Origin of the sequence: Amycolatopsis methanolica 239 (assembly GCF_000739085.1) — a bacterium.
GTDB classification, from domain to species: Bacteria; Actinomycetota; Actinomycetes; order Mycobacteriales; family Pseudonocardiaceae; genus Amycolatopsis_E; species Amycolatopsis_E methanolica.
In genome coordinates this window covers 1,306,249-1,330,932 of sequence record NZ_CP009110.1, presented here as the reverse complement: position 1 = coordinate 1,330,932, position 24,684 = coordinate 1,306,249, and the positions used below count along the sequence as shown (strand labels likewise).

The 24,684-nt window shown below is 72.2% G+C and carries 22 protein-coding genes; 13 read left to right on the top strand and 9 right to left on the bottom strand.

The window, feature by feature from the left end:
• The first annotated feature begins 73 nt into the window (after positions 1–73).
• From AMETH_RS06475 to AMETH_RS06440, 8 genes are all read left to right on the top strand, one after another.
• Positions 74–1,024, top strand: coding sequence for a GlxA family transcriptional regulator (locus tag AMETH_RS06475; RefSeq protein ID WP_026153868.1), 951 nt, complete (start codon positions 74–76; stop codon positions 1,022–1,024).
• A 15-nt stretch (positions 1,025–1,039) separates the two neighbouring features.
• The gene (locus tag AMETH_RS06470) at positions 1,040–2,236 is read left to right on the top strand and encodes a cysteine desulfurase-like protein (RefSeq protein ID WP_026153867.1); all 1,197 of its coding nucleotides are present in this window, start codon (positions 1,040–1,042) and stop codon (positions 2,234–2,236) included.
• Positions 2,237–2,349: 113 nt separating this feature from the next.
• Positions 2,350–3,675, top strand: a complete 1,326-nt coding sequence (locus AMETH_RS06465) for a purine-cytosine permease family protein (protein ID WP_017987243.1) — start codon at positions 2,350–2,352, stop codon at positions 3,673–3,675.
• A gap of 15 nt (positions 3,676–3,690) precedes the next feature.
• Complete coding sequence (locus AMETH_RS06460) at positions 3,691–5,241, top strand: hydantoinase/oxoprolinase N-terminal domain-containing protein (RefSeq protein WP_017987242.1); 1,551 nt, start codon at positions 3,691–3,693, stop codon at positions 5,239–5,241.
• Entirely contained in the window at positions 5,238–6,314 is a 1,077-nt protein-coding gene (locus AMETH_RS06455; RefSeq protein ID WP_017987241.1) for a DUF917 domain-containing protein, read from the top strand. The genes AMETH_RS06460 and AMETH_RS06455 overlap by 4 nt, the downstream gene beginning before the upstream one ends.
• On the top strand, positions 6,311–7,405 hold the full coding sequence (locus AMETH_RS06450; RefSeq protein WP_017987240.1) for a DUF917 domain-containing protein: 1,095 nt from the start codon (positions 6,311–6,313) through the stop codon (positions 7,403–7,405). Before AMETH_RS06455 ends, AMETH_RS06450 begins: the two co-directional genes overlap by 4 nt.
• The gene (locus AMETH_RS06445) at positions 7,402–8,112 is read left to right on the top strand and encodes an SDR family oxidoreductase (protein ID WP_017987239.1); all 711 of its coding nucleotides are present in this window, start codon (positions 7,402–7,404) and stop codon (positions 8,110–8,112) included. The genes AMETH_RS06450 and AMETH_RS06445 overlap by 4 nt, the downstream gene beginning before the upstream one ends.
• A gap of 49 nt (positions 8,113–8,161) precedes the next feature.
• Positions 8,162–9,025 (top strand): trypsin-like serine protease, encoded by an 864-nt coding sequence (locus AMETH_RS06440; RefSeq protein ID WP_017987238.1) that lies wholly within the window; start codon positions 8,162–8,164, stop codon positions 9,023–9,025.
• Here AMETH_RS06440 and AMETH_RS06435 read toward each other — a convergent pair.
• The gene (locus tag AMETH_RS06435; RefSeq protein ID WP_017987237.1) at positions 9,009–9,788 is read right to left on the bottom strand and encodes a putative hydro-lyase; all 780 of its coding nucleotides are present in this window, start codon (positions 9,786–9,788) and stop codon (positions 9,009–9,011) included. The two genes, AMETH_RS06440 and AMETH_RS06435, sit on opposite strands and share 17 nt — an antisense overlap.
• 55 nt (positions 9,789–9,843) lie before the next feature.
• On the opposite strand from AMETH_RS06435, the gene AMETH_RS06430 reads away from it, so the two are divergent.
• Together AMETH_RS06430 and AMETH_RS06425 are read left to right on the top strand one after the other, a co-directional pair.
• Positions 9,844–10,905, top strand: a complete 1,062-nt coding sequence (locus AMETH_RS06430; RefSeq protein WP_017987236.1) for a DUF917 domain-containing protein — start codon at positions 9,844–9,846, stop codon at positions 10,903–10,905.
• Positions 10,902–12,395 (top strand): helix-turn-helix domain-containing protein, encoded by a 1,494-nt coding sequence (locus AMETH_RS06425; RefSeq protein WP_017987235.1) that lies wholly within the window; start codon positions 10,902–10,904, stop codon positions 12,393–12,395. Before AMETH_RS06430 ends, AMETH_RS06425 begins: the two co-directional genes overlap by 4 nt.
• 14 nt (positions 12,396–12,409) lie before the next feature.
• Here the strand turns inward: AMETH_RS06425 and AMETH_RS06420 are convergent, their stop codons facing one another.
• A complete protein-coding gene (locus AMETH_RS06420; protein ID WP_017987234.1) occupies positions 12,410–12,817 on the bottom strand; it encodes a MarR family winged helix-turn-helix transcriptional regulator in 408 nt (135 codons plus the stop codon).
• Entirely contained in the window at positions 12,814–14,247 is a 1,434-nt protein-coding gene (locus AMETH_RS06415) for an MFS transporter (RefSeq protein WP_026153865.1), read from the bottom strand. Before AMETH_RS06415 ends, AMETH_RS06420 begins: the two co-directional genes overlap by 4 nt.
• Positions 14,248–14,396: 149 nt before the next feature.
• On the opposite strand from AMETH_RS06415, the gene AMETH_RS06410 reads away from it, so the two are divergent.
• Both AMETH_RS06410 and AMETH_RS36440 read left to right on the top strand, forming a co-directional pair.
• Entirely contained in the window at positions 14,397–16,121 is a 1,725-nt protein-coding gene (locus AMETH_RS06410) for an IlvD/Edd family dehydratase (protein WP_017987232.1), read from the top strand.
• Positions 16,122–16,251: 130 nt separating this feature from the next.
• On the top strand, positions 16,252–17,157 hold the full coding sequence (locus AMETH_RS36440; protein WP_026153428.1) for an IS5 family transposase: 906 nt from the start codon (positions 16,252–16,254) through the stop codon (positions 17,155–17,157).
• On the opposite strand, the gene AMETH_RS06405 is transcribed toward AMETH_RS36440, so the two are convergent.
• Positions 17,132–17,947, bottom strand: a complete 816-nt coding sequence (locus AMETH_RS06405) for a LysR family transcriptional regulator (protein WP_017987231.1) — start codon at positions 17,945–17,947, stop codon at positions 17,132–17,134. The genes AMETH_RS36440 and AMETH_RS06405 overlap by 26 nt on opposite strands.
• Positions 17,948–18,008: 61 nt before the next feature.
• Between AMETH_RS06405 and AMETH_RS06400 the strand changes: the two genes are divergently transcribed.
• Entirely contained in the window at positions 18,009–18,239 is a 231-nt protein-coding gene (locus AMETH_RS06400; protein ID WP_017987230.1) for a DoxX family protein, read from the top strand.
• Here AMETH_RS06400 and AMETH_RS06395 read toward each other — a convergent pair.
• From AMETH_RS06395 to AMETH_RS06375, 5 genes are all read right to left on the bottom strand, one after another.
• Positions 18,229–19,182 carry a TIGR03557 family F420-dependent LLM class oxidoreductase gene (locus AMETH_RS06395; RefSeq protein ID WP_017987229.1) on the bottom strand — a complete coding sequence of 318 codons (954 nt, stop codon included), beginning with the start codon at positions 19,180–19,182 and terminating at the stop codon, positions 18,229–18,231. The two genes, AMETH_RS06400 and AMETH_RS06395, sit on opposite strands and share 11 nt — an antisense overlap.
• Before the next feature lie 22 nt (positions 19,183–19,204).
• Positions 19,205–19,525, bottom strand: coding sequence for an STAS domain-containing protein (locus tag AMETH_RS06390; protein ID WP_017987228.1), 321 nt, complete (start codon positions 19,523–19,525; stop codon positions 19,205–19,207).
• The gene (locus AMETH_RS06385) at positions 19,522–21,126 is read right to left on the bottom strand and encodes an ATP-binding SpoIIE family protein phosphatase (RefSeq protein ID WP_017987227.1); all 1,605 of its coding nucleotides are present in this window, start codon (positions 21,124–21,126) and stop codon (positions 19,522–19,524) included. The genes AMETH_RS06390 and AMETH_RS06385 overlap by 4 nt, the downstream gene beginning before the upstream one ends.
• Before the next feature lie 57 nt (positions 21,127–21,183).
• Complete coding sequence (locus AMETH_RS06380) at positions 21,184–21,933, bottom strand: alpha/beta hydrolase (RefSeq protein WP_017987226.1); 750 nt, start codon at positions 21,931–21,933, stop codon at positions 21,184–21,186.
• Between the two features lie 261 nt (positions 21,934–22,194).
• Positions 22,195–24,684 carry a DNA gyrase/topoisomerase IV subunit A gene (locus AMETH_RS06375; protein ID WP_017987225.1) on the bottom strand — a complete coding sequence of 830 codons (2,490 nt, stop codon included), beginning with the start codon at positions 24,682–24,684 and terminating at the stop codon, positions 22,195–22,197.

Sequence of the window (24,684 nt, the reverse complement as noted above, 5' to 3'; positions counted from 1 at the left end):
CGCTCCGCCAGAAGCTGCCAGAAGTGGCAGAACAGTCCTTGTCCGGCAAAATTCTGCCAGCTACTCTGACGGGATGCTCCGCACTGTGGCCGCTGTGCTGGTCGATCGCGCCGCCGTCTTCGAGTTCGGCGTCGTCTGCGAGGTCTTCGGCATCGACCGGACCGAGGACGGCGTGCCGCCCATCGAGTTCCGCGTGTGCGGCGAACGGCCGGGCGAACCCATCCGGGCCGGCGTCGGCGTCCAGTTCATCCCCGAGCGCGGCCTCGACGGGCTCGAAGGCGCCGACCTGGTCGCCATCCCGGCGGCCGCCGTCCGCGACGACTACCCGCCCGCGGTGCTCGACGCCATCCGGCGGGCCCACGCGAACGGCGCCACCCTCCTGACCGTCTGCAGCGGCGCGTTCCTGCTCGGCGCCACCGGCCTGCTCAACGGCCGCCCGTGCACCACGCACTGGAAGCACATCGAGGACTTCAAGCAGCGCTTCCCCGAGGCAATCCTCGATCCGGACGTGCTGTTCGTCGACGACGGCGACATCATCACCAGCGCGGGCACCGCGGCCGGGATCGACGCGAGCCTGCACCTCGTCCGCCGCGAGCTGGGCTCGGCGGTGGCCACCGCGATCGCGCGCCGCATGGTCGTGCCCCCGCAGCGCGACGGCGGTCAGCGGCAGTTCGTCGAGCTGCCGATGCCGGAGTCCACCGCGGACAGTCTGGAACCGGTGCTGACGTGGATGGTCGAGAACCTCGCCGAGGAGCACACGGTCCCGGCGCTGGCCCGGCGCGCCCAGATGTCGGAGCGGACCTTCGCCCGCCGGTTCGCCGCGGAAACCGGGACCACGCCGGTGAAGTGGCTGACCACGCAACGCGTCCTGCACGCCCGCACCCTGCTGGAGACCACGCGGCTGAGCATCGAGGAGATCGCCCGCGAGTGCGGGTTCAGCACGGGAGCCCTGCTCCGGCACCACTTCCACCGGGTGATCGGGGTGTCCCCGCACGACTACCGGCGCACGTTCGCCGGTTCGTGAGGCATGCTGGGCCGCGTGGCCTATGACGTAACCGCAGTACGCAAGCACTTCCCCGCGCTCGACGAGGGCGCGGCGCACTTCGACGGCCCCGGCGGCTCGCAGGTGCCGGACGTGGTCGGCGAGGCCGTCGCCAGGACGGTGTGCGCCGCGATCGCCAACCGCGGCTCGGTCACCGCGGCCGAGCGCCGCGCCGACGCGATCGTCACCGAGGCGCGCCAGGCCGCCGCCGATCTGCTCGGCGCCCAGCCCGGCGGCGTCGTGTTCGGGCGCAGCATGACCCAGCTGACCTACGACTTCTCCCGCGCGCTGGCGAAGACCTGGCAGCCCGGCGACGAGGTCGTGGTGACCCGCCTCGACCACGACGCGAACATCCGCCCATGGGTGCAGGCGGCGGAGGCCCGCGGAGTCGCGGTGCGGTGGGCGGACTTCGACCCGGCGACCGGTGAGCTGCCGGCCGGGGCCGTGACCGGGTTGCTGTCGGACCGCACCCGCCTGGTCGCGGTGACCGCGGCGTCCAACCTGCTCGGCACGCGCCCGGACATCCCGGCGATCGCCGCGGCGGTGCACGAAACCCCAGCGCTGCTCTACGTGGACGGTGTGCACCTCACGCCGCACGCGCCGGTCGACGTCACGGCGCTGGGCGCGGACTTCTACGGCTGCTCGCCGTACAAGTTCCTCGGCCCGCACCTGGGGCTGGTCGCGGCCGCACCGGAGCTACTGGAGAGCCTGCACCCGGACAAGCTGGCGCCATCGACGAACGCCGTGCCGGAGCGGTTCGAGCTGGGCACGCTGCCGTACGAACTGCTCGCCGGCACCACCGCGGCGATCGACTTCCTCGCGGACCTGGTGCCCGGCGACGGCACGCGGCGGCAGCGGCTGCAGCGGTCGCTGACCGAGCTGGAGGAGCACGAGCAGGCCCTGCTCGACCGCCTCGACGCGGGCCTCGCGGACATCCGCGGCGTGACCCAGTACGGCTCCCCCGCCCGGCGCCGCACTCCCACCGTCCTGTTCTCCGTCGAGGGCATCCCGTCGCAGGTGGTCTACGAGCGGCTCGGCGCACAGGGCGTGAACGCGCCCGCGGGCAGCTTCTACGCGCTGGAATGTTCCCGCCACCTGGGGCTGGGCGACACCGGGGCGGTCCGGGCCGGCATCGCCCCCTACACGACGGTCGCCGAGGTCGACCGGCTGCTCGACGGGGTCCGGAGCCTCTGACTGTGCGAGGTGCACAGGCCCGACGGCGAGCCTGTGCACCTCGCACAGTGACCCGGGCGTTGGCGCTGTTTACGGTGCTGGGAACCGTTTCTTCTCCGGATAAGGAGGTCGGCATGGCCTCGTCAGTCGGTGTCGACGACTACGCCCTCACCAGAGTCCCGGACAGCGCCCGCTACTCGTGGTGGTCCGTCGCGATCCAACGGTTCGGCCAGGTGTCCGCTCTGTCGCAGTTCCTGCTCGGCGCGACCGTCGGCTTCGGGATGGGCTTCTGGCAGGCGTTCCTGGCGTTCACCCTGGGCTCGGTCATCCTCGAGCTCATCACAATCCTCGTCGGCGTGATCGGCATGCGGGAAGGCCTGTCGACGTCGATGATCGCCCGCTGGACCGGCTTCGGCCGCGGCGGGTCGGCGCTGATCGGGCTCGCGATCGGCATCAGCCTCATCGGCTGGTTCGGCATCCAGTCCGCGGTGTCGGCGCAGGGCCTCGTCTCGCTCATCGGCGGCCTGCCGGAGTGGGCGTGGGCGCTGGTGTTCGGCCTGGTCGTGACCGCGATCGTGGTGCGCGGCTTCCACTCGATGGCGTGGACTGCGTACCTGACCGTGCCCGCGTTCCTGATCCTGGTCGGCTGGTCGATCATCTCCGAGCTGTCCGGCCACGACGTCGGCGCGCTGGTGTCGTCGGCGCCGCCAGGTCCGCAGCTCAGCCTGCTGGAGGGCACGACACTCGTCGCGGGCGGGTTCATCGTCGGCGCGGTGATCACGCCGGACATGACGCGGTTCAACCGCACCACCGGGGACGTCGTCAAGCAGACGCTGGTCGGCATCACGCTAGGCGAGTACGTGATCGGCATGGCCGGTGTGCTCCTGGCGCACGCGGTGAAGTCGGCCGAGATCACGACCATCGTCACGTCGTCGGTCGGCTGGGTCGGCCTGCTGATCGTGATCGCCGGGACCATCAAGATCAACGACTGGAACCTGTACTCGTCCGGGCTCGGCGTGGTGAACTTCATCGGCACCGTGTCCGGCCGCAAGGCCCACCGCGGCCTGATCACCGCCGTGCTCGGCATCGTCGGCAGCATTCTCGCGGCGGCCGGGATACTCGGGGCGTTCAGCGACTTCCTCACCCTGCTCGGCGTCGCGTTCCCGCCGATCGCCGGGATCATGGTGGCCGAGTACTTCGTGGTCAAGAAGTGGCGCGGCGAGCTGGAAGCCGCGCGCGCCAAGGGAACCGTGCCCGAGGACGCCCCGGTGTGGGTGCCCGCCACCATCGTGGTCTGGGTCGCCGGCGCGCTGATCGGCAAGTTCGTCGAGTGGGGCCTGCCCAGCATCAACTCGCTCGTCGTGGCATTCGTGCTCTACGTGGTTGCGGGCAAGCTCGGCTTGGTGCGCGGCATCGGCCGCAGCCGCACCGCCGACGCCGACCCCGTTCCCGCCGTCTAAGAAAGGAATTCCCCAGTGCGCATCGGCATCGACGTCGGCGGCACCAACACCGACGCGGTCCTGCTGGACGGGCGGCAGGTGCTCGCCTCGATCAAGACCAGCACCACCGAGGACGTCACATCCGGCATCGTCGCCGCGATCAACGGCCTGCAGCAGCAGCGCGCGTTCGACCCGGCCGCGGTGCAGGCGGTGATGATCGGCACCACCCACTTCATCAATGCGCTCGTCGAGGCGCACCGGCTCGCGCCGACCGCCGCGGTGCGGCTCAGCCTGCCCGCCGGCGCGTCGCTGCCGCCGATGGTGGACTGGCCGCAGCGGCTCGTCGACGCGGTGTCCGGGCGCAGCTACCTGGTGCACGGCGGGCACGAGTTCGACGGCCGCCACATCGCCGAGCTCGACGAGTCCGAGCTGCGCAAGGCGGCCGAGGACATGGGCGCCAACGGGGTGCGCAGCGTCGCGATCACCTCGGTCTTCTCCCCCGTGAACGCCGAGTTCGAGGCGCGCGCGGCGGAGATCATCGCCGCCCAGCTGCCGGACGTGGCGATCTCGCTGTCCCACGAGATCGGCCGCATCGGGCTGCTGGAGCGGGAGAACGCGACCGTCATCAACGCCGCGCTGCGCGAGCTGGCCGCGCACATCGTGGACGGCCTCGCGGCGTCGGTGTCCGGCGCCGGCATCACCGCGCCGCTGTACCTGAGCCAGAACGACGGCACGCTGATGGACGTCGACTTCGCCCGCCGCTACCCGGTGGCGACGTTCGCGTCCGGCCCGACCAACTCGATGCGCGGCGCCGCCGTGCTGTCCGGTTTGGACACCTGCGCGGTGGTCGACGTCGGCGGCACGACCAGCGACGTCGGCGTGCTGCGGCAGGGCTTCCCGCGCGAGGCGACGACGGACGTCAGCGTCGCCGGGATCCGCACCAACTTCCGCATGCCGGACGTGCTGTCGATCGGCATCGGCGGCGGCAGCCGGGTCCGCGGCGGCGCGGGTGACGTCACGGTCGGGCCGGACTCGGTGGGCTACGAACTGACCTCGAAGGCCCTGGTCTTCGGCGGCGACACGCTCACCGCGACCGACCTCGCGGTGGCCGCGGGCCGCGCCGAGATCGGCGACCCGAGCCTGGTCGCCCACCTCGACCGCGACCTGGTGCGGGCCGCGCTGGACAGGGTCGCGGCGGACGTCTCCGACGTCGTCGAGCGGATGCGCACCTCGGCCGAGCCGCTGCCGGTGGTCGCGGTCGGCGGTGGTTCGGTGCTGCTGCCGGACGAGCTGGCCGACGCCGGCAAGGTGCACCGGCCGGAGAACTACGCGGTCGCCAACGCGATCGGCGCGGCCATCGCGCAGATCGGCGGCGAGGTCGACCGGGTGTACGCGATCGAGCCGGGCCGCCGCGAAGCCGTGGTGGAGGAGGCGAAGCAGGAGGCCGTGGACCGCGCGATCGCCGCCGGGGCCAGCCCGGCGTCGGTCGGGATCGTCGACTTCGACGAGGTGCCCATCCCCTACCTGCCCGGCAACGCCACCCGCATCCGCGTCAAGGCCGTCGGCGACCTGCAGCTGGGAGCGTGACGATGCGCGAGATCACGATCGACCACCTCGACGACATCGCCCGCGGCGCCGCGATCCTCGGCACCGGCGGCGGTGGCGACCCCTACATCGGGCGCCTGCTGGCGTCCTCCGCCGTCCGCGACCACGGCCCGGTCGCGCTGGTGCCGCTGGGTGAGGTCGGCGACGACGCCGTGGTCCTGCCCGTCGCGATGATGGGCGCGCCGACGGTGATGGTCGAGAAGCTGCCCTCGGCCGAGCAGGTCGGGCTGGCCGCCCGCACCCTGGCCACCTACCTGGGCAAGGAGCTGACCCACATCGCGTGTGCCGAGGCCGGCGGGGTCAACTCGCTGATCCCGGTGGTCGCGGCTGCGCAGCTGGGCCTGCCGCTGGTGGACGCCGACGGCATGGGCCGCGCGTTCCCCGAGCTGCAGATGGTGCTGCCCACGCTGTACGGCATCCGCGCGACGCCGATGTCGATCGCCGACGAGAAGGGCAACCGGGGCGTGCTGGACACCGTGGACAACCACTGGGCGGAGCGGCTGGCGCGGTCGGCGACGATCGACATGGGCTGCTCGGCGATGATCAGCAACTACGCGATGTCCGGCGCGCAGGCCCGCGAATCACTGGTGCCCGGCACGCTCAGCCTGTGCGCCGAGCTGGGCTCCGCCGTGCGGCAGGCGCGGGCCGAGCACGGCGATCCCGTCGCGCGGGTGGTCGAGCGGCTGGGCGGCCGGAAGCTGTTCACCGGCAAGGTCGTCGACGTCGCCCGGCGCACCGTCACCGGCTTCGCCCGCGGTGAGGCGAAGCTGTCCGGAATGGACGGTGATGCCGGCAGCGAGATGGTGCTGAAGTTCCAGAACGAGCACCTGGTCGCCGAGCGGGACGGGGTCCCGCAAGCGTCCGTGCCGGACTTGATCTGCTGCCTCGACCGCGAATCGGGTGAAGCCGTGACGACCGAGGGCCTGCGGTACGGCCAGCGCGTCACGGTGATCGCCGCGCCCGCGGACCCGCGCTGGCACACGCCGGAGGGCATCGACCTGGCCGGGCCGCGCTACTTCGGATACGACATCGACCCGGTCGGGGTGCCCGCGTGAGCTGGACACTGACCGAGGACCACCTGGAAGACCTCGCGCGGGGCGCGGCCGTGCTCGGCACCGGGGGCGGCGGCGACCCGTACGTCGGCCGGCTGCTGGTGCGGCAGGCGATCCGCGAGCACGGGCCGATCACGATCCTCGACCCCTCCGAGGTCGGCGACCACGACCTGGTCGTGCCCACCGCGCAGATGGGCGCGCCGACCGTCGTGCACGAGAAGCTGCCCAGCGGCGAGGAACCCGTGCTGGCGCTGCGCACCCTGGAGAAGCACCTGGGCAAGCGGGCGAGCGCGACGATGCCGATCGAGTGCGGCGGCATCAACTCGATGATCCCGCTGGTCGTCGGCGCGCGGCTGGGCCTGCCGGTGGTCGACGCGGACGGGATGGGCCGCGCGTTCCCCGAGCTGCAGATGGAGACCTTCGGCGTCTACGGCGTGCCCGGCTCGCCGATGGCGATCGGCGGCGAGCGCGGCGAGACCACGGTCATCGACACCGGCTCGGACAACCGGCGGATGGAGTGGCTGGCCCGCGGTGTCACGATCCGGCTCGGCGGGGTCGCGCACATCGCCGAGTACACGATGAGCGGGGCGGAGGTCAAGCGCACCGCGGTGCCGCGCACGTTGTCGCTGGCGCTGACGGTGGGCAGGACGATCCGCGAGGCGCGGGAGAACAACCTGGACCCGATCGCGGCGTTGTCGGAGGCGTTGCGCGAGACGCTGTACCGGAACCTGCGGGTGCTGTTCCGCGGCAAGGTGTCCGATGTGGAGCGCCGCACGGAGGCGGGCTTCGCGCGCGGGCGGGCGCAGGCGGTGTCGTTCGACGGCGAACACAAGCTGGAGCTGCTGTTCCAGAACGAGAACCTGCTCGCACTGGTCGACGGCGAGGTGCGGTGCCTGGTGCCGGACCTGATCTGCGTGCTGGAGTCCGAGTCGGCCGAGCCGATCACGACCGAAACGCTGCGCTACGGCCAGCGGGTGGTGGTGATCGGCATCTCGACGCCGGACCTGATGCGCACACCGGAGGCGCTGGCCACGTTCGGGCCGTCCGCGTTCGGGTTGTCTTACGGGTTCACACCGGTGGAGGAGTTGGTATGAGCCTGGCGGCTCGGGTCGTGGTGATCATCGGCGGCGGTTCGGGAATCGGGTTCGAGGTGGCGCGGCGGGCGGCCGACGCCGGAGCTCAGGTGTTCCTGGGCGGCCGAACCGCGTCCACACTGGAGGCCGCGGCGGCGAAGATCGGCGCGCAGTGGCACGTCGTGGACAACACGGACTCCGACTCGCTGGCCGAGTTCTTCGGCGCCGTGCCGCGGGTGGACCACCTGTTCACGCCCGGCGCGTCGTACCGGACCGGGCCGATGCGCGAGTTGTCCGACGAGGACGCGGCGAGCCCGTTCGTGACGAAGTTCTGGGGCCAGTACCACGCGGTCAAGCACGCGGCGCCGAAGCTGTCCCGCGACGGTTCGGTGGTGCTGATGTCCGGCGCGGCGAGCGTCCGCCCGCCCGGGCCCGCGCCCGCTTACGTCGCGTGCAACGCCGCGATCGAGGGGCTCGGCCGCGGGCTGGCGGTGGAGCTGGCGCCGGTGCGGGTCAACGTCGTCGCGCCCGGCACGATCGACGGGAACCTGTGGTCGCAGCGGCGCGCCGACGTCCGCGAGGCGAGCTTCGCGCAGTACCGCTCGGACACGGTGCTGCACCGCGTCGGCACCGAGTCCGAAGTGGCCGACGCGGTGCTCTACCTGTTCGGCGCCACCTTCACGACGGGCTCGACGCTCTACCCGGACGGCGGCTACTCGTTCCGGTAGAGCCGTTGGTCGGGTGTTTTTCGCGCCTCCGTGAGGTTGACTCTCCCGGATGAGAGCAGCACTCGCATCGGCCGCCGCCGTCGCCGCGATCCTGGCGACGGCGGCCCCGGCCTCGGCCATCAACTCCTACAACGCGACCCCGGCGCCTGAGCGCACCGAGGTCGGCGCCCTCGTCGCAACCTGGGACAACGACGCGAACCCAGCCACGCCGGACCGGGTGGACTGGGTGTGCTCGGGCACCATGGTCGACCGCGACACCTTCCTCACCGCGGCGCACTGCACCAGCGACTGGCCCGCCGGCGTGCGGTTCTACGTGTCGCTCGACCAGGACGTGCAGTCCGGCCTCGACGCCTCCGCCCAGCAGTACCCGGGCGATCCCGCCGCGGTGGCACGGGCGGTCGCGGTGGAAGGCGTGGCGCACTCCGACCCGGCCTACCCGGGCAACTCGGCGGACGCGCACGACATCGCGGTCATCCAGCTGCCCGCGCAGCAGGTCGCCGCACGGTGGTCGTTCACGCCGACGCAGTTGCCCACCGCCGGGCAGCTGGACCAGCTCGGTCCGCGCGGCCTGAACAGCACGCCGTTCGTCGTCGCCGGCTACGGGACGCAGGAGGCGGTCAACGGCCCCGGCGGGCAGACCCACCCGGGCGGCGGCGTCCGGGTGAAGGCGCCGGTCACCTTCGACGCGCTGAACAAGACGTGGGTGCGCCTGGCGATGACCGCACCACAGGGCAACGGGGGCGCCTGCTACGGCGACTCCGGCGGGCCGAACTTCGCCACGATCGGCGGCACCCGCACGCTGGTGTCCACGACGATCACCGGTGACGCGCCCTGCTACGCCACCAACGTGACCTACCGTCTGGACACCCCGTCCGCCCGCACGTTCCTGGCGCCGTTCACCGCGCTGCCGTAGGCACCCGGTACTCGCTGTCCCTGCGGTCGGTGATGAACATGTGCCCCGGCGAGTGGGTGATCGCGAACGGCGGTTTCGACGCCATCAGCGCCGCCTGCGGGGTGACCCCGCACGCCCAGAACACCGGCACGTCACCGGGTTCCGCCTCGACCGGGTCGCCGAAGTCGGGGCGCGTCAGGTCGGCGATCCCGAGCCCGGCGGGGTCGCCGACGTGCACCGGCGCGCCGTGCACCGCGGGCATCGCGCCGCTGATCGCGATCGCCTCGTCGACCCGGCCCGCCGGGATCGGGCGCATCGACACGACCATCGGTCCGTACAGCCGCCCGGCCGGCCGGCACTCGCGGTTCGTCACGTACATCGACACGTTGCGGCCCTGCTCCAGATGCCGCAGCGGGATCCCGGCCGCGAGCAGCCCGGTCTCGAACGTGAAGCTGCACCCGATCGAAAACGCGACCAGGTTCTCCTGCCACAGGCCGCTGACGTCGTCGACCTCCTCGGCCAGCTCACCGTGCCGCCACACGCGGTAGCGCGGCAGGTCGCGGCTCAGATCGGCGCCGGGGGCGAGCGTGGTCGCGGTGCTGCCCGGGTCGGTGACGTCGAGCACCGGGCACGGCTGCGGGTTGCGCTGGCAGAACAGCAGCACGTCGTAGGCCCAGTCGCGCGGCACCGCGATCAGGTTGGTCTGCGTGAAACCGGTCGCCCACCCCGACGTCGGCGCCACGGTTCCGGCGCGGAACGCCGCCCGCGCCTGTTCCGGGGTCATGGTGGCTGGATCGTCTACCCTGGTCATACCTCCAGCTCAGCACATGAAGGCAAGCATGCGCATCACCGTGGCGGACGTGCCCGCGCTCGAACGGGGCGTCGCGCTGCTCGGGTCGGGTGGTGGGGGCGACACGATGACGGCCGCGGCGCTGTTGCGGCAGCATGTCACCCACGGGCGTGAACCCGACATCTCCGGCGCGCTGGATCCGAACACGCTGGTGATGCCGGTCGGGATCGTCGGCGCGACCGCCGCCTTCACCGAGAAACTGCCCAGCGGCGCGGAGTTCGCGACCGCGGTGTCGGCGATCGAGCGCTGGACCGGCGCCCGCGCCGGCGCGCTGGTGTCGATCGAGATCGGCGGGCTCAACGGGCTGATGCCGCTGGTGGCCGCCGTCGAGCTGGGCCTGCCGTGCGCCGACGCCGACCTGTCCGGACGCGGCCTGCCGCGGCTGGACCAGCTGTCGATCGCCGCGGCCGGCCGCGGGCTGGCGCCTGCCGCGCTCGCCGAGCCGGGCGGTCAGGTGCTGGTGCTGGCGGCCGGTTCGGACGAGTCGGTCGAACGCGGCGCCCGCGCGTTCCTGGCCAGCTCCGGCGGGTGGGCGGCGATGGCGTTCGCCCCGGTGCCCGCGGGCGACCTGCCGCGGTGCGCGGTGATGGGCAGCGTCACCGGCGCGCTCGAACTGGGCAGGCGGGTGCTCGCGGCCGGGGAGGGCCCGGAGCCGGACCGGCTCGCCGAGGCCTCCGGCGGGCGGGTGCTCGCGATGGGCCGCGTGCTCGAGGTGTCCCGGCACCCCGGTCCCGGAGCGCACGGCCGCGCCGGGTTCGGGCGCGGCAGCGCGACGCTGACCGACCACCGCACCGGGGCGCTGCTCCGGCTGGAGATGGAGAACGAGTACCTGCTGGCGCTGCGGGACGGCCATCCGGTGGCGTCCACCCCGGACGTGCTGGCCGTGGTCGACCACCGCACCGGCGCCCCGGTGCCGTGTGACGCCATCCGCGCCGGGATCGAGGTCGACGTGCTGCAGCTCGCCGCGGCGCCGTTCTGGACCGATCCGCGACGGCTGCCGGTGCTGCAGCCCCGCGCGTACGGCATCGACTCGGATCCGGTGCTCGCATGATCCTGCGCCGCCTGCTGGCCCTGCCGTCGTGGGCCGGCGTCCGGGTCGCCGCCGGCGAATCTGGCTTGGACCGTCCACTGGAGACGGTGCGGGCCACCCTCGACGCCGGGGACAGCCCGGGCCCGGGTGAGCTGCTGGTGCTGGCGCGGGAGCTGCGCGGCACGGACTGGCAGATCGACGCCCTGCTGCGCCGCGGGGTGGACAGCGGCGCGGCGGGCCTGCTCCTGCCGGAGGTCGAACCGCTGACCGCGACCAGGTTGCTGGCCGACCGGCTCGCGATGCCGCTGCTGGTGACGGCGGCCCGGCCGCTGGACCTGCTCGTCGACGCCCGACTGATGCTCGCCGCGCCGGAGCTGGACCGCGCGAACCTCGTGCTGGCGACGCACCGGGCGCTCGGCGAACGGCTGCGCTCGCCGGAGGAGGTGGTCACCGCGCTGCGCGGGCTGCTGCGGTCGCCGGTCGCGTTGCTCGACGACCGGGGCGAGCCGGTGGCCGGGGACCTGCCGTCGGCGGGGCGGATCCGGGTCGGCGAGCCGGTGCCGCAGCGGGTGGACCTCGACGACGGCGTCCTGCTGGCGCACCCCGCGCTGCTGGCAGGCCCGGTGCTGTGGGTGGCGGCCGAGCTGACCGGCGTGGAGGCCGCGCGGGCGGACGTGGTGCCGCCGGCGCTGGCGGTCGCGGCCGGGGCGGTGCAGCGATGGCTGCTGGCGAACCGGCTGGAGCTGGAACGGGACGCCCGGTCACGCACCGCGCTGCTCGGCGACCTGCTGCGGCTGGACGCCGAGCCGGGCGCGGACCTGCGCCGCCGGGCGGCCGACGCGGGGTGGCGGCTGGGCGGCTGGCACGTCGGGCTGCGCATCGGCGTCGCGTCCAGTGTGGACACGGTGGCGCGGACGACCGAGGTGGTGCGTGCGCTGCGGGCCGAACAGATCGCCGCGGTGGTCGTCGAGCACGGCGACGGCTGGACCGGGTGGGTGACGTTCGACCAGGAGCCGACGGCCGAGCGGGTCCGCACGCTGGCCGCCGGGCTGCGGGCGGCGCACAAGGCGCTGCGGCGGACGCTCGGCGCGCATCTCGGGGTCGGCCGCCCGCACCCGCGCCCGGACGGCCTCGCCGCGACGATCGCCGAGGCCACCGACGCCGCGCGCCTGGCCGCGACCCGGCCGGAGTCGGGGCACTTCCTGCACGTCGACCAGCTGGGGATGGCGCAGCTGCTGCTGGAATGGACGCGGACGGACACCTTCGAACCGGCGGCCCGCGCGCTGATCGCCCCGCTGCGCAACGCGCCCGGTGACCTGGTGCGCACGCTGGCGGTGTACCTGGACGCCGAGTCCTCGATCGCCGAGACCGCGGCGGTGCTCGGCGTGCACCGCAACACGGTCACCGCCCGCGTTGCCCGGATCGAGCAGTTGCTGGGGGTGGACCTGTCCCGCCCGGACGACCGGCTGGCCCTGCACCTGGCCTCCCGGGCCATCACCCTGGCCGACTGAGCGTTGTGCCTGAGTCAGGCGGTGGTGGTGAGCTTCGTCAGGAGGCGGTCCAGTTCGGCGAGCTCGTCGGCGTCGAGGGCGGCCAGTGACGCCGGCGGCTCCTTGAGGATCCGCTCCGCCGTGGCCGCCGCCTCGGCACCCGCGGGCGTGACCGCGACCAGCTTGCGCCGCCGGTCCGCCGGGTGCACCGTCCGCGACACCAGTCCGCGGTGTTCCAGGTCGTCCACCACCAACGTCACGTACGGGCGGTCGGTGTTGAGCCGCTCCGCCAGGTCGGCCAGGGTCAGCGGCCCGGACGCCAGCCGCCGCAGCGCCTTGATCTTGATGAAGCTCAGCCCGAGCGCTTCGGTGACCGCCTTGCGCCGGTCGTGCCTGCCCAGGACGTCCTGCATCCGCTCCCAGACCCGCTCCGCGGCGGTCACGTCCGCACTCCGGCCGGCTCGTCGAACAGCACCGTCGCCCGCCGGGCCGTCGCCATCGCCCACGGGGACGTCGTCAGCACGCCCAGGGCCATCACCACCACGCCGCATCCGGCCATGATCCACCACGCGATGTGGCTCGCCGCGGGAAAGCCCGTCGTGAACGCGCCGGTGATGTGCGTGGTGACCACCGCGCCGAGCACCGCGACCCCGAGTGACGCCCCGACCTGCCTGCTCGTCGACGCCACCGCCGCCGCCACCCCGGCCTGGGCGCGCGGCATGCCGGACACCGCGGTGTTGGTGATCGGCGGGTTGAGCATCCCGAACCCGGCGCCGAACACGACGTAGGTAACCACCAGCCACCCGATCCCGGTGTCCGCGCCCAGCCGGGTCAGCAGCACGCCGCTGACCGCGAGCCCCAGTCCCCCGGTCACCAGCGGGATCCGCGAGCCGCGCGTGGCGACCAGCCGACCGGACAGCGGCGCGAGCGCGAAGATCGCCAGCGCGCTGGGCAACGTCAGCAACCCGGCGTGCAGCGGCGTGAACCCGCGGACGTTCTGCAGGTACAGCGCGTTGAGGAACAGGAACCCGCTCAGCCCGGCGAACCCGCACACCGCGATCACGGTCGCCCCGGAGAACGGCGCACTCGCGAAGAACCGCGGGTCCAGCAACGGTTCCGCCCGCCGCCGCTCGTAGACGACGAGCCCGGCCGCAGCGGCGGCCGCCACCACGAAACACGCCACGGTCAGCCCGGACAGCCAGCCGTGGTGCGGCGCCTCGATGATCCCGTACGTCAGGCTCGCCAGCGCCACCACGACCAGCAGCTGCCCGACCGGGTCGAGCCGCCGCGCCCGTGGCGCCTTCGACTCCGGCACGAACAACGCGGTCAGCACGAGCGCGGCGACCCCGACCGGAATGTTGATCCAGAAGATCGACCGCCACCCTACGGCGTCCACCAGCAGGCCGCCGACCACCGGGCCCAGCGCCATGCTGAGCCCGACGACCGCGCCCCAGATCCCGATCGCGCGCGCCCGTTCGCGCGCGTCGGTGAAGGTGTTGGTAATGATCGACATGGCGACCGGGTTCAGCATGCTGCCGCCGACCGCCTGCACCATCCGGAAGGCGATGAGCAGCCCGATGTTCGGCGCGACGCTGCACAGCAGGGAGCCGAGCGTGAACAGCACCAGCCCGGCCTGGAACGTGCGGCGCCGCCCGATCCGGTCCGCGGTCGAGCCGGACAGCATCAGCAAGCTGGCCAGCACAAGCGTGTAGGCGTCGATCGTCCACTGCAGACTCGACACGCCGGCGGAGAAGTCGCGCTCGATCGACGGCAGCGCGAGGTTGACGATCGTGGTGTCCATCGAGACGACGAAGAGGCTCAGGCAGCAGATCGCCAGCACCAGGAGCCGACGTCGCTGGGACAGTTCCGGCACGCACACCCCAAACGTTGTACTTCTATAACAGTTTAGACTGTACAACTTTCTGGCCAGCGGAAGCACTGTGATCTCCAACGCCCCTGGACTTGAATCATCTAATGATTTAACGTTCGGAACGCACGTACTCGACGGAGAGGAACAGGCTCGTGACGGGGCAGAGGCGCAGCGCGGCGTGGTTCGGGGCGACCGGCCGCGCGGGGATGATCTACCGGTCCTGGATGCGCAACCAGGGCTTCGGGGCCGAGGTGTTCGACGGCAGGCCGGTCATCGGCATCGCGACCAGCGCGTCGGAACTGGCGCCGTGCAACGCGCACCTGACCCGCGTCGCGGAGGCGGTCAAGCGCGGGGTGTGGCAGGCGGGCGGGTTCCCGCTGGAGTTCCCGACGATGGCCACCGGCGAGACGCTGATGCGCCCGACCGCGATGCTCTACCGCAACCTGATGGCGATGGAGGTCGAGGAGCTGATCCGCGCCAACCCGCTCGACGGTGTGGTGCTGCTCTCCGGCTGCGACAAGACGACCCCGGCGATGCTGATGGCCGCCGCGAGCGTCGACCTGCCCGCTGTGATGGTCACCGGCGGCCCGATGCTCAACGGCAAGTACCGCGGCGCGGACGTCGGCTCCGGCACGCACGTCTGGAAGTTCGAGGAGGAACTCAAGGCTGGGCGCATGACCCAGGAGGAGTGCTTTTTCGCCGAGGGCTGCATGGCGCGGTCGAATGGGCACTGCATGACGATGGGCACCGCGTCGACGATGGCGTGCATGGCCGAGGCGCTCGGGATGCAACTGCCCGGCTCGGCGACCTGGCCCGCGGTCGACGCGCGCCGGTTCGAGATCGGGCAGTCCGCCGGGCAGCGGATCGTGGAGATGGCCGAGGAGGACCTGCGCCCGTCGCACATCCTCACCCGCGAGGCGTTCGAGAACGCGATCCGGGTCAACGCCGCGATCGGCGGGTCGACGAACGCGATCATCCACCTGCTCGCGATCGCCGGGCGCGCCGAGGTGGACCTCACGCTCGACGACTTCGACACGCTCATCCGCGACGTCCCGACGCTGGTGAACCTGATGCCGTCGGGCAAGTACCTGATGGAGGACTTCTGCTACGCCGGCGGTCTGCCGGTGGTGATGCGGCAGCTCGCCGAAGCGGGGCTGCTGCACACCGGCAGTGTGTCGGTGACCGGCAAGCCGGTCGGTGAGAACGTGGCCGCAGCGGAGAACTTCAACACCGACGTGATCACGACCGTCGAGGAGCCGTTCCAGCCCGCCGGCAACGGCACCGCGGTGCTGCGTGGCAACCTGTGCCCGGGTGGCGCGGTGATCAAGCAGTCGGCCGCGTCCCCGCACCTGCTCAAGCACCAGGGGCGGGCGCTGGTGTTCGACACGGTCGAGGACTACCACGCCGTCGCCGACGACCCGGACCTCGACGTGGACGAGACGAGCATCCTGGTGATCCGCGGCGCCGGGCCGAAGGGCTACCCGGGCATGCCGGAGGTCTCGAACGTCGCGCTGCCTGCCAAGCTGCTGAAGGCGGGCGTGACGGACATGATCCGGATCTGCGACGGGCGGATGAGCGGCACCGGGTACGGCACGGTCGTGCTGCACGTGACGCCGGAGTCCGCAGCGGGCGGGCCGCTCGCACTGGTGCGCACCGGCGACCTGATCACGCTGGACGTGGCGGCGCGGACGCTGAACGTCGAGGTCTCCGACGAGGAGCTGGCGGCGCGGCGGGCGTCCTGGCGGGCGCCGGGATCGCCGTACACCAGCGGGTACACGTGGCTCTACACCGAGCACGTGCTGCAGGCCGACCAGGGCGCGGACTTCGACTTCCTGCGCGGGTCCCGGGGCCACTCGGTCCCGCGCGACTCCCACTAGGGCCTGTTTCAATGCGCTGATCTGGGAAGGTCTTCGGCAGTGTGGGTGTCGCGGCGTGTCGTTGATCAAATAAGTGAGGTCTCCGGTAGATCGATCAGCGACTAAGAAGATCGAGAACACCGGAGACCTCGTGGCTAGCGTAGCGGCGGCGGGGCGAGCCGATCTGACCGACGCGCAGTGGGCGGTGCTGGAACCACTGCTGCCGGTCGGCCAGAAGCCGGGTCGCCCACCGAAGTGGACCAAGCGTCAACTCCTCGACGGAATTCGGTGGCGAGTGCGTGTGGGCTCTCCCTGGCGCGATGTCCCACCGGTGTATGGGTGCTGGCAGACGGTCTATGGGTTGTTCCGGCGCTGGCAGCGCGCGGGTGTGTGGGCGGTGATCCTGGCGGCCTTGCAGAGCAGGGCCGACGCCGCTGGGGTGATCACCTGGGACGTGAGCGTGGATAGCACGATCAACCGAGCGCATCAGCATGCGGCGGGCGCGCGGACCGAGAGTGAGGTGCAGAAGGAACCACCGGGTGGGGTGGGCGCGCCCGAACCCGCTGATCACGCATTGGGCCGGTCTCGGGGTGGATGGACCACCAAGCTGCATCTGGCGACTGAACAGGGGCAGAAACCGCTGTCGCTGCTGGTCACGGCGGGGCAGCGTGGGGACAGCCCGGAGTTCGAGGCGGTACTGGCCGGAATCCGGGTCGCCCGAATCGGCGGTGGACAAGCCCGGACCCGACCGGATCGGGTGCTGGCGGATAAGGCCTACAGTTCCCGCGCCAACCGGGCCCACCTGCGCAGGCGCGGGATCGCGTGCACCATCCCCCAGCCCGCTGATCAGATCCGGCATCGCCGCAACCGTGGACCAGACGGTGGCCGGCCACCAGCCTTCGACCCGCACACCTACAAACAGCGACACGCGGTCGAGTGCGGGATCAACCGCCTCAAACGTCACCGAGCCCTCGCCACCCGATACGACAAGCTCGCCGTCCGCTACGAAGCCACAATCCACATCGCCGCGATCAACGAGTGGCTACCTCGCTTATGAAACAGGCCCTAGCGGCGTCGAGGCAGCAGGCGACGAAGTCGGCGACGACCGGGTTGTCGTCGTCGGGCGGGTGCCACGCGATGCCGTAGCCGTTGGCGATCGCGCTCAGCCACTCGTCCGGCTGGTCGGTCACCGCGCCGACGCGCGGCTCCCCTTCGCGTTCGTCCGTGCCCAGCCAGTGGTCGCGCCACCAGTCGGTCTCGGCCGGGGCGGCGACGAACGGCTCGTCCCACAGCTCGCGGAAGTCGATCTGGTCGCGGCGGGCGAGCGGGTGGGACGCGGGCAGCGCGACCCAGCGGGGTTCGCTGAACAGCTCCCGCACGCGGAGTTCGTCCTGTCCGGGAAACGGCAGGCGCAACAGCGCGACGTCGACGTCGGCCGCGGCCAGCCCGGCGGTCGGGTCCGACCAGGCGGCCTGCCGCATGTCGACCCGCCACCCCGGACGGCGGCGGCCGAACGCGGCGATGATGGCCGGCGTCGCCTCGTTGGCGGCGCTGGCCAGGAAGCCGACGCGCAGCACGCGGCCGCCCGCCGCGCGGGTCTCGCGGCACGCCCGGTCCCACCCGTCGAGCAGGGCGGGCACCCGGTCCGCCAGCACCCGGCCCGCGTCGGTGAGGGCCATCCCGCGGCGGGAGCGGGTGAACAACGTCGTGCCGAGCTGCGCTTCGAGCTGCTTGATCTGCTTGGTGAGCGCGGGCTGGGACACGAAGAGCCGCTCCGCCGCGCGCGTCAGGTGCCCCTCCTCGGCGACGGCGGCGAAGTAGCGGAGCAGGCGCGTGTCCACGTCCATGCCACCAGGTTATGGAAGCGGGTATTGGACGCGCCGCTGCCGCCGCCCGAACCTGGTGGTCATGTACGTGACGGTGACTGTGCTGACGATCGTGCTCAATGCGGCGATCGCGGTCGCGGACTTCGCCAGGGCGCGGTTCGTGCTGGCCAACTCCGCGGCGGTGGACGTGCCGGAGTCGTGGCTGCCCGCGCTCGGCGCGCTCAAGGCCGCCGGCGCACTCGGGCTGCAGATCGGGCTCCTCGGCGTGCGGTGGATCGGACTCGCCGCGGCGAGCCTCGCGCTCAGCCCTTGACCTGCGGCAGCACCTTCGACGACCAGGCGTCGAAGAACTTGTCCTGCTCCGGGCCGATCTGCGACACGTACACCTCGTCGAACCCGGCGTCGGCGAACTGGCGCACCGCCTGGGCGTGCGCGTCGGCGTCCGGGCCGCACGGGATCTGGCCCGCGACCTGCTCCTCGGTCACCACCGGCACGGCCTGCTCGAAGTCCCGCGGCGTCGGCAGGATCCGGCCGAGGCTGCCGGGCAGCAGGTCGCTCGCCCACAGCCGGTGCGCGGTCTCCCGCGCCTCCTCCGCCGAATCGGCCCAGCACACCTTGAACCCGCCCTGGATCGGCCCCCGCCCGCCGGCTTCGCGGTAGGAGTGGACCAGCTCGCCGTCGGGCATCACCGTCGCGAAACCGTCCGCGATCTTCGCGATCCGGCGGGCGGTCTTCGGCCCGAACGCCGACACGTAGATCGGCACCGGCTGCTCCGGCAACGTGTAGATGCGCGCCTGCTCGACCGTGTAGTGCTTGCCGTAGTGGGTGACCTGCTCGCCGGTGTGCAGCTTGCGGATCACCTCGACGGCCTCCTCCAGCATCTCCAGCCGCCGCGGGCCGGGCGGCCACGGGTCGCCGAAGATGTGCTCGTTGAGCGCCTCACCCGAGCCGACCCCGAGCACGAACCGGCCCTCGCACTGCACGGCCGCCGTCGCCGCGGCCTGCGCGATGATCGCGGGGTGGATCCGCACGGTCGGGCAGGTCACCGCCGTCGTGATCGGCAGCGAGACCGCCTGGGACAGCGCGCCGATCACCGACCACACGAACGGGCTGTTGCCCTGTTCACCGGTCCACGGGTGGAAGTGGTCGGAGATCCACAACCGCTCGAACCCGGCCTGTTCCGCCTTCTTCGCCTGCTCCACCAGCTCGCGAGGCCCGTGCTCCTCGCTGGACAGGAAGTATCCGACGCTCACCATGTGTCGTGACTACCCACGGAGGTCAACCCTCACGCACCGCGGCCAGCGGTTCGAACCCGGACATCTCCAGCACCCGCCGCACCGGCGACACGGGCGCGACGACCAGGTCCAGCTCCATCTGCAGCACCTTGAGCCGCCCGGCGAGGGTGAACAGCACACGCAGTCCCGAACTGTCCAAGTAGGTCACATCGGTGAGGTCGATCGAGACGCGCACGGCGTCGTTGTCGATCGCGGTGAAGATCTGGTCCTGGACGACGGACGCGTTCGCGAGGTCGATCTCGCCGCTGATCCGCAGCAGGACGTGACCGCCGTCGTTTTCGGCGTCGATGGTGGCCGTCGTCATTCCGCGGGCCCGATCGTCCGGCGGATCATGACTTCCGTCCCCTGCGGGCGGTGGTCGATGCGGACCTCGTCCCCGCATCTGTGCATCAGCAGCGTTCCCCGGCCGCGGTTCTCGCCGCGCGGCGGCCGCCAGCGGCCCTCGTCGCACACGGTGGCGATCACGTCCTGCCCCCGCAGTTCCAGCCGCACCTTGACCACGCCGCCCGCAGGCCCGTAGGCGTGCTCCACGGCGTTGGAGGTCGCCTCGCCGACCGCGACCAGCAGGTCGGCCGTGGCGTCCGCGCTCGCGTCGACGACGGTCAGCCACCGCCGCATCGCGGACCGGACCTCCTTCAGCGACTCCGGCACCGCGGGCACGGTGAGCTCCAGCGGGCCGACGTCCGCGCCGTTCTGGCGGCGCACGGTCAGCAGCGCCACGTCGTCGTCCGGGGTGTCCTCGCCGATCAGCTCGGCCATCACGTCTGCGCAGACGGTCTGGGCCTGGGCCGGGTGCACGACCCCGCAGAGGCGGTCGAGCTTGTCGTCGAGCGCGACGCCACGCCGCTCGACCAGGCCGTCGGTGTAGAAGCAGACCACCGAGCCCGGCGGCATCTCCGCCACCGTGACGCGGCGGCGCACGTCCCGCAGGGCGCCGATCGGCGGGTCGACGGCGACGTCGAGCAGCCTGGCCCGTTCGCCCTCGCGGCCCTGCACGGGCACCAGGTGACCGGCCGAGGACACGTGCAGCCGCTCGAAGTTCGGCTCGATCAGCGCGTACAGCACGGTGGCCATCATGCCCGGCTCGAAGTGCTGCATCTTGCGGTCGAGGTTGGCGAGCACTTCGGCGGGGTCGCCGCCTTCCAGCGCGAAGGCCCGCAGCGCACTGCGCATCCGGCCCATCACGATCGCCGCGGGCAGGCCGTGGCCGACCACGTCGCCGATCACCACGCCGAGCCAGCCGTTGGGCAGGAGGAACACGTCGTACCAGTCGCCCGCGATGGCGCCCTCGTCACCGGGCACGTACCGCGCGGCGAGTTCGATGCCGGGCACGACCGGCAGCTGGGTCGGCAGGAGACTGCGCTGCAGCTCGGCCGCCGCCGCGCGCTCGGCCTTGGAACGCTGGGCATGGGCGGCGAGCGCTATCCGGTCGGCGGCCAGCTGGAGCAGCTCGACGTCCTCCGGCGTGAACTCCCGTGGCGAGAGCGAGCCGACATGCAGCACGCCCATGGCCTCGCCGCCGACCAGCAACGGGACGCCCAGCAGGGTCTGCAGGCCCTTCTCCCAGAGCAGCCGGTTGACCACCGTCGTCGAGTCGACCCGCTGCAGCTGCACCGGCTCGCGGCGCGCGACGACCTGACCGGCGAAGCCCTTCCCGACCGGGACGCGGACGCCCTGCGCCACCTCGGTCTCGATGCCGCGCGCCGCGACCGCGACCAGTTCACGACCACCCGGTTCGAGCAGCAGCACGGCGGCGGTGTCGGAACGCAGGACCTGGCGGACGCGGTCCAGGAGCTCGGTGAGCAGATCCTCGGCGGCGAGGTGGGCGAGCGCGCTGTCGCTGACGAGACCGATGCGCTGGAGCTTGTGCTCAGCTTGCAGTCGCGCGCTGGCCGATGTGGACATGATGCGAGACTAGCCCCTGCCCAGGTCGGAGAAACCTGCGGTTTCCGAGGATTCGGGTCATTCCCGCCACGGTTCCGCCTGAGTTGCCGGGGCGAGCAAAGTCGACGATACCGCAGGCCAGGCGGTGCTGTCCGGGTCGATCAACGCGAAATGCCCCGCGCCGCAGACGACGGTCAGGCGCGCGTCGGGGTGCACTTCACGGTAGGCGCGGGAGAGCTCGACGGGCACCACCTCGTCCGCGTCGCCGTGCACGAGGACGACGGGCCCGGCCGATGACGGCAGCCGCGCCGGGTCGAGTCCGTCCGGCGGGACGTCGCCGAGGAACGCGCGGGCGGCGCCGTCGCCGAGGCCGAGCCGCGCGGCCAGGGCGAGGTCGGCGACCGGCGCCAGCGCGACGGTGGCGGCGAGGCCTGGCGGGGGCGCGGTGGCCGCGGCCAGCAGGGCGAGGTGCGCGCCCGCGGAATGCCCGGTCAGCACCACCCGGCCGTCGAACCGCCCGGCGAGTTTCACCGGCAGGTCGCGCAGCGCGGCGGCGACGTCGGCGGTGGCGAGGCGGGGCTCGCCGGGGACACGGCGGTACTCGATCGAGAGGACGTTCGCGCCCGTCCGCGCCAGGGCGGACGCCATCGGCCGGGTGTGCCGCCGATCGAAGGCGGGCCGCCAGAAGCCCCCGTGCACGACGACGATCAAGGGCGCTTGGGGACGGCCCCGCCAGTGGTCGGCAACCTGGTCGGGCTCCGGGCCGTAGCGGAGCTGACCGTCCGGCTCCGGCGCCGAGCGGGTGAGGACCGAACGATCTTCCGTCATGGGCCGGCCGCCTCTCGAAAATCACTCGTTCGGGTGGCCCGGGCGCGCCAGCGCTCCGGGCCCGGTGTTGTGGACCTGGTGTTGCCGGGCCTGATGTTGCCCGGCCCGGTGTTGCTAGCCCGGCCGTGCCGGCCGGCCCGTGTTGCGGGCGCGGTGTTGCCGGCCCCGGTTGCGGGCCTGGCCTTGCCTGCCCCACTTACGCGCGCCCCACTTGCGGCCCCCACTCGCGGGCCCCACTCGGGAGCGCGGCCCGCGGCGGTGTCAGCCGCGCTCGATGAGGTGTCCGATGACGTCCGGGCCGGGGTGCGGGGCCCCCGAGGCGTCGCGGCGGAGGGTGGGCTCCGGGAGCTCCACCGGGTCCCCGTTCTTCGACGCTCCGGCAGGCCGCGGGCCCACCCAGCCGACCGTCAGGCGCGTCTCCCCCTTCAGGAAGCGCTGCGCCCGTACCCCGCCGGTCGCGCGGCCCTTCGCCGGGTACTCGGCGAACGGCGTCATCTTCACGCTCGCGCCGGTGGCCGTCACCACCATCGGCTCGCCGTGCTCCGCGTCGTCCGTGCGGATCGCACCGAAGAACACCACCTCGGCGTCCGCGGCAAGCTTGATGCCCGCCATGCCGCCGCCCTTGAGGCCCTGCGGCCGCACCAGCGAAGCCGGGAACCGCAGCAGCGAGGCGTCCGACGTGACGAACGCGAACGTCTCCTCACCATCAGCCAGCCACGCCGCGCCGACGACCTCGTCGCCGTCCTTCAACCCGATGATCTCGAACTCGTCGGACCGCACCGGCCAGTCCGGCGCCACCACCTTCACCACGCCCTGCCGCGTGCCGAGCGCGAGCCCCGGCGACCCGGCGGCCTGCTCGCCCAGCGGCGCGATGCCGATGACCTTCTCGCCCTTGTCCAGCGGCACCAGCTCCCGCGCGGCCATCCCGCCGCGCAGCGACACCGTGCCGGACTGCTCCGGCAGCACGGGCAACGGCAGCACGTCCGTCTTGAACGCCCGGCCCCGGCTCGTGACCAGCAACACCTGCCCGCGCGCGGTCGAGTGCACCATCGCCGCGACCGCGTCGTGCTTCACCCGGCCGCTGCGGCGGCGGCCCTCCGGCGCCTCCTCCGACTCGGCCGCCGTGCGGGCGACCAGGCCGGTGGCGGACAGGATCACCTGGCACGGGTCGTCGGCGACCTCCAGCGGCCCGGCCGGCTTGGACGCGGCCAGCACCTCCTTGAGGTCGCCGTCGATCAACGCGGTGCGCCGCTCGGTCTTGAAGTCCTTCGCGATCTTGGCCAGCTCGTTGGAGACGACCTTCTTCAGTTCCTTGTCGTCCTCGAGGATCTTGGTCAGCTCGGCGATCTCCGCGCGCAGCTTCTCCTGCTCGTCCTCGAGTTCGAGCTTGTCGTACTTGGTGAGCCGGCGCAGCGGCGTGTCCAGGATGTAGGTGGCCTGGATCTCGGACAGCTTGAACCGCTTCATCAGGCCGTCCTTGGCCTGCGCGGCGTCGTCGCTGTTGCGGATCAGCCGGATCACCTTGTCGATGTCCAGCAGCGCGATCAGCAGGCCCTCGACCAGGTGCAGCCGCTCCTCGCGCTTGCGGCGCCGGTACTTCGTGCGCCGCGTGACCACGTCGTAGCGGTGCTCCAGGAACACCTCGAGCAGCTGCTTGAGCCCGAGCGTCTGCGGCTGGCCGTCGACCAGCACCAGGTTGTTGATGCCGAACGACTGCTCCAGCGGCGTGAGCCGGTAGAGGTCGGCCAGCAGCGGGTTCGGGTTGACGCCCACCTTGCACTCGATGACCAGCCGGGTGCCGTTCTCGCGGTCGGTGAGGTCCTTGACGTCGGCGATCCCGGTCAGCCGCTTGGACTTGTTGACCTCCTCGGTGATCTTCTCGATCACCTTCTCCGGCCCGACGCCGTAGGGCAGCTCGGTGACCGTGATCGCCTGGCGGCCGCGGCTGCCCGGCAGCGGGCCGATCTCGACCTTCGCCCGCATCCGCACCACGCCGCGACCAGTCTCGTACGCCTTGCGCACCTCGTCCAGGCCCAGCAGCATCCCGCCGGTCGGCAGGTCGGGGCCCGGCACGAACTCCATCAGCTTGTCCAGGGTGGCGCCGGGGTGGTTGATCAGCCACCGCGCGGCCGCGATGACCTCGCCCATGTTGTGCGGGATCATGTTGGTCGCCATGCCGACCGCGATGCCGGACGTGCCGTTGACCAGCAGGTTCGGGTACGCGGCAGGCAGCACCGACGGCTCCATCAGCGAACCGTCGTAGTTCGGCCGGAAGTCGACCGTCTCCTCGCCCAGCTCGCCGACGAGCAGCATCGCCTCGGGCGACATGCGCGCCTCGGTGTACCGCGACGCGGCCGGGCCGTCGTCTGGGCTGCCGAAGTTGCCGTGGCCGTCGATGAGCGGCGCGTTCATCGAGAAGTCCTGCGCCAGGCGGACCATCGCGTCGTAGATCGCGGTGTCGCCGTGCGGGTGGTAGCGGCCCATCACGTCGCCGACCACGCGCGAGGACTTCACGTACGCGTGGTTGGGCCGGTAGCCGGCCTCGTTCATCGAGAACAGGATCCGGCGGTGCACCGGCTTGAGGCCGTCGCGCGCGTCGGGCAGTGCGCGGGAGTGGATGACCGAGTAGGCGTACTCCAGGTAGGAGTCCTCGATCTCGGTCTTCACCGGGTTCTCGAAGACCTGCGCGCCGGCCTGGTCGAACGCTGCCGGATCGACCCGGGTGACGGCTGTCTTGGATCGGCGTGCCAT

What these genes read in the sequence shown, in the direction of transcription:
- AMETH_RS06475 (WP_026153868.1), top strand. Translation starts at nt 74, where the DNA reads ATGCTCCGCACTGTGGCCGCTGTGCTGGTCGATCGCGCCGCCGTCTTC.
- AMETH_RS06465 (WP_017987243.1), top strand. Translation starts at nt 2,350, where the DNA reads ATGGCCTCGTCAGTCGGTGTCGACGACTACGCCCTCACCAGAGTCCCG.
- AMETH_RS06445 (WP_017987239.1), top strand. Translation starts at nt 7,402, where the DNA reads ATGAGCCTGGCGGCTCGGGTCGTGGTGATCATCGGCGGCGGTTCGGGA.
- AMETH_RS06440 (WP_017987238.1), top strand. Translation starts at nt 8,162, where the DNA reads ATGAGAGCAGCACTCGCATCGGCCGCCGCCGTCGCCGCGATCCTGGCG.
- AMETH_RS06435 (WP_017987237.1), bottom strand. Translation starts at nt 9,788, where the DNA reads ATGACCCCGGAACAGGCGCGGGCGGCGTTCCGCGCCGGAACCGTGGCG.
- AMETH_RS06430 (WP_017987236.1), top strand. Translation starts at nt 9,844, where the DNA reads ATGCGCATCACCGTGGCGGACGTGCCCGCGCTCGAACGGGGCGTCGCG.
- AMETH_RS06425 (WP_017987235.1), top strand. Translation starts at nt 10,902, where the DNA reads ATGATCCTGCGCCGCCTGCTGGCCCTGCCGTCGTGGGCCGGCGTCCGG.
- AMETH_RS06405 (WP_017987231.1), bottom strand. Translation starts at nt 17,947, where the DNA reads ATGGACGTGGACACGCGCCTGCTCCGCTACTTCGCCGCCGTCGCCGAG.
- AMETH_RS06400 (WP_017987230.1), top strand. Translation starts at nt 18,009, where the DNA reads ATGTACGTGACGGTGACTGTGCTGACGATCGTGCTCAATGCGGCGATC.
- AMETH_RS06395 (WP_017987229.1), bottom strand. Translation starts at nt 19,182, where the DNA reads ATGGTGAGCGTCGGATACTTCCTGTCCAGCGAGGAGCACGGGCCTCGC.
- AMETH_RS06390 (WP_017987228.1), bottom strand. Translation starts at nt 19,525, where the DNA reads ATGACGACGGCCACCATCGACGCCGAAAACGACGGCGGTCACGTCCTG.
- AMETH_RS06385 (WP_017987227.1), bottom strand. Translation starts at nt 21,126, where the DNA reads ATGTCCACATCGGCCAGCGCGCGACTGCAAGCTGAGCACAAGCTCCAG.
- AMETH_RS06380 (WP_017987226.1), bottom strand. Translation starts at nt 21,933, where the DNA reads ATGACGGAAGATCGTTCGGTCCTCACCCGCTCGGCGCCGGAGCCGGAC.
- AMETH_RS06375 (WP_017987225.1), bottom strand. Translation starts at nt 24,684, where the DNA reads ATGGCACGCCGATCCAAGACAGCCGTCACCCGGGTCGATCCGGCAGCG.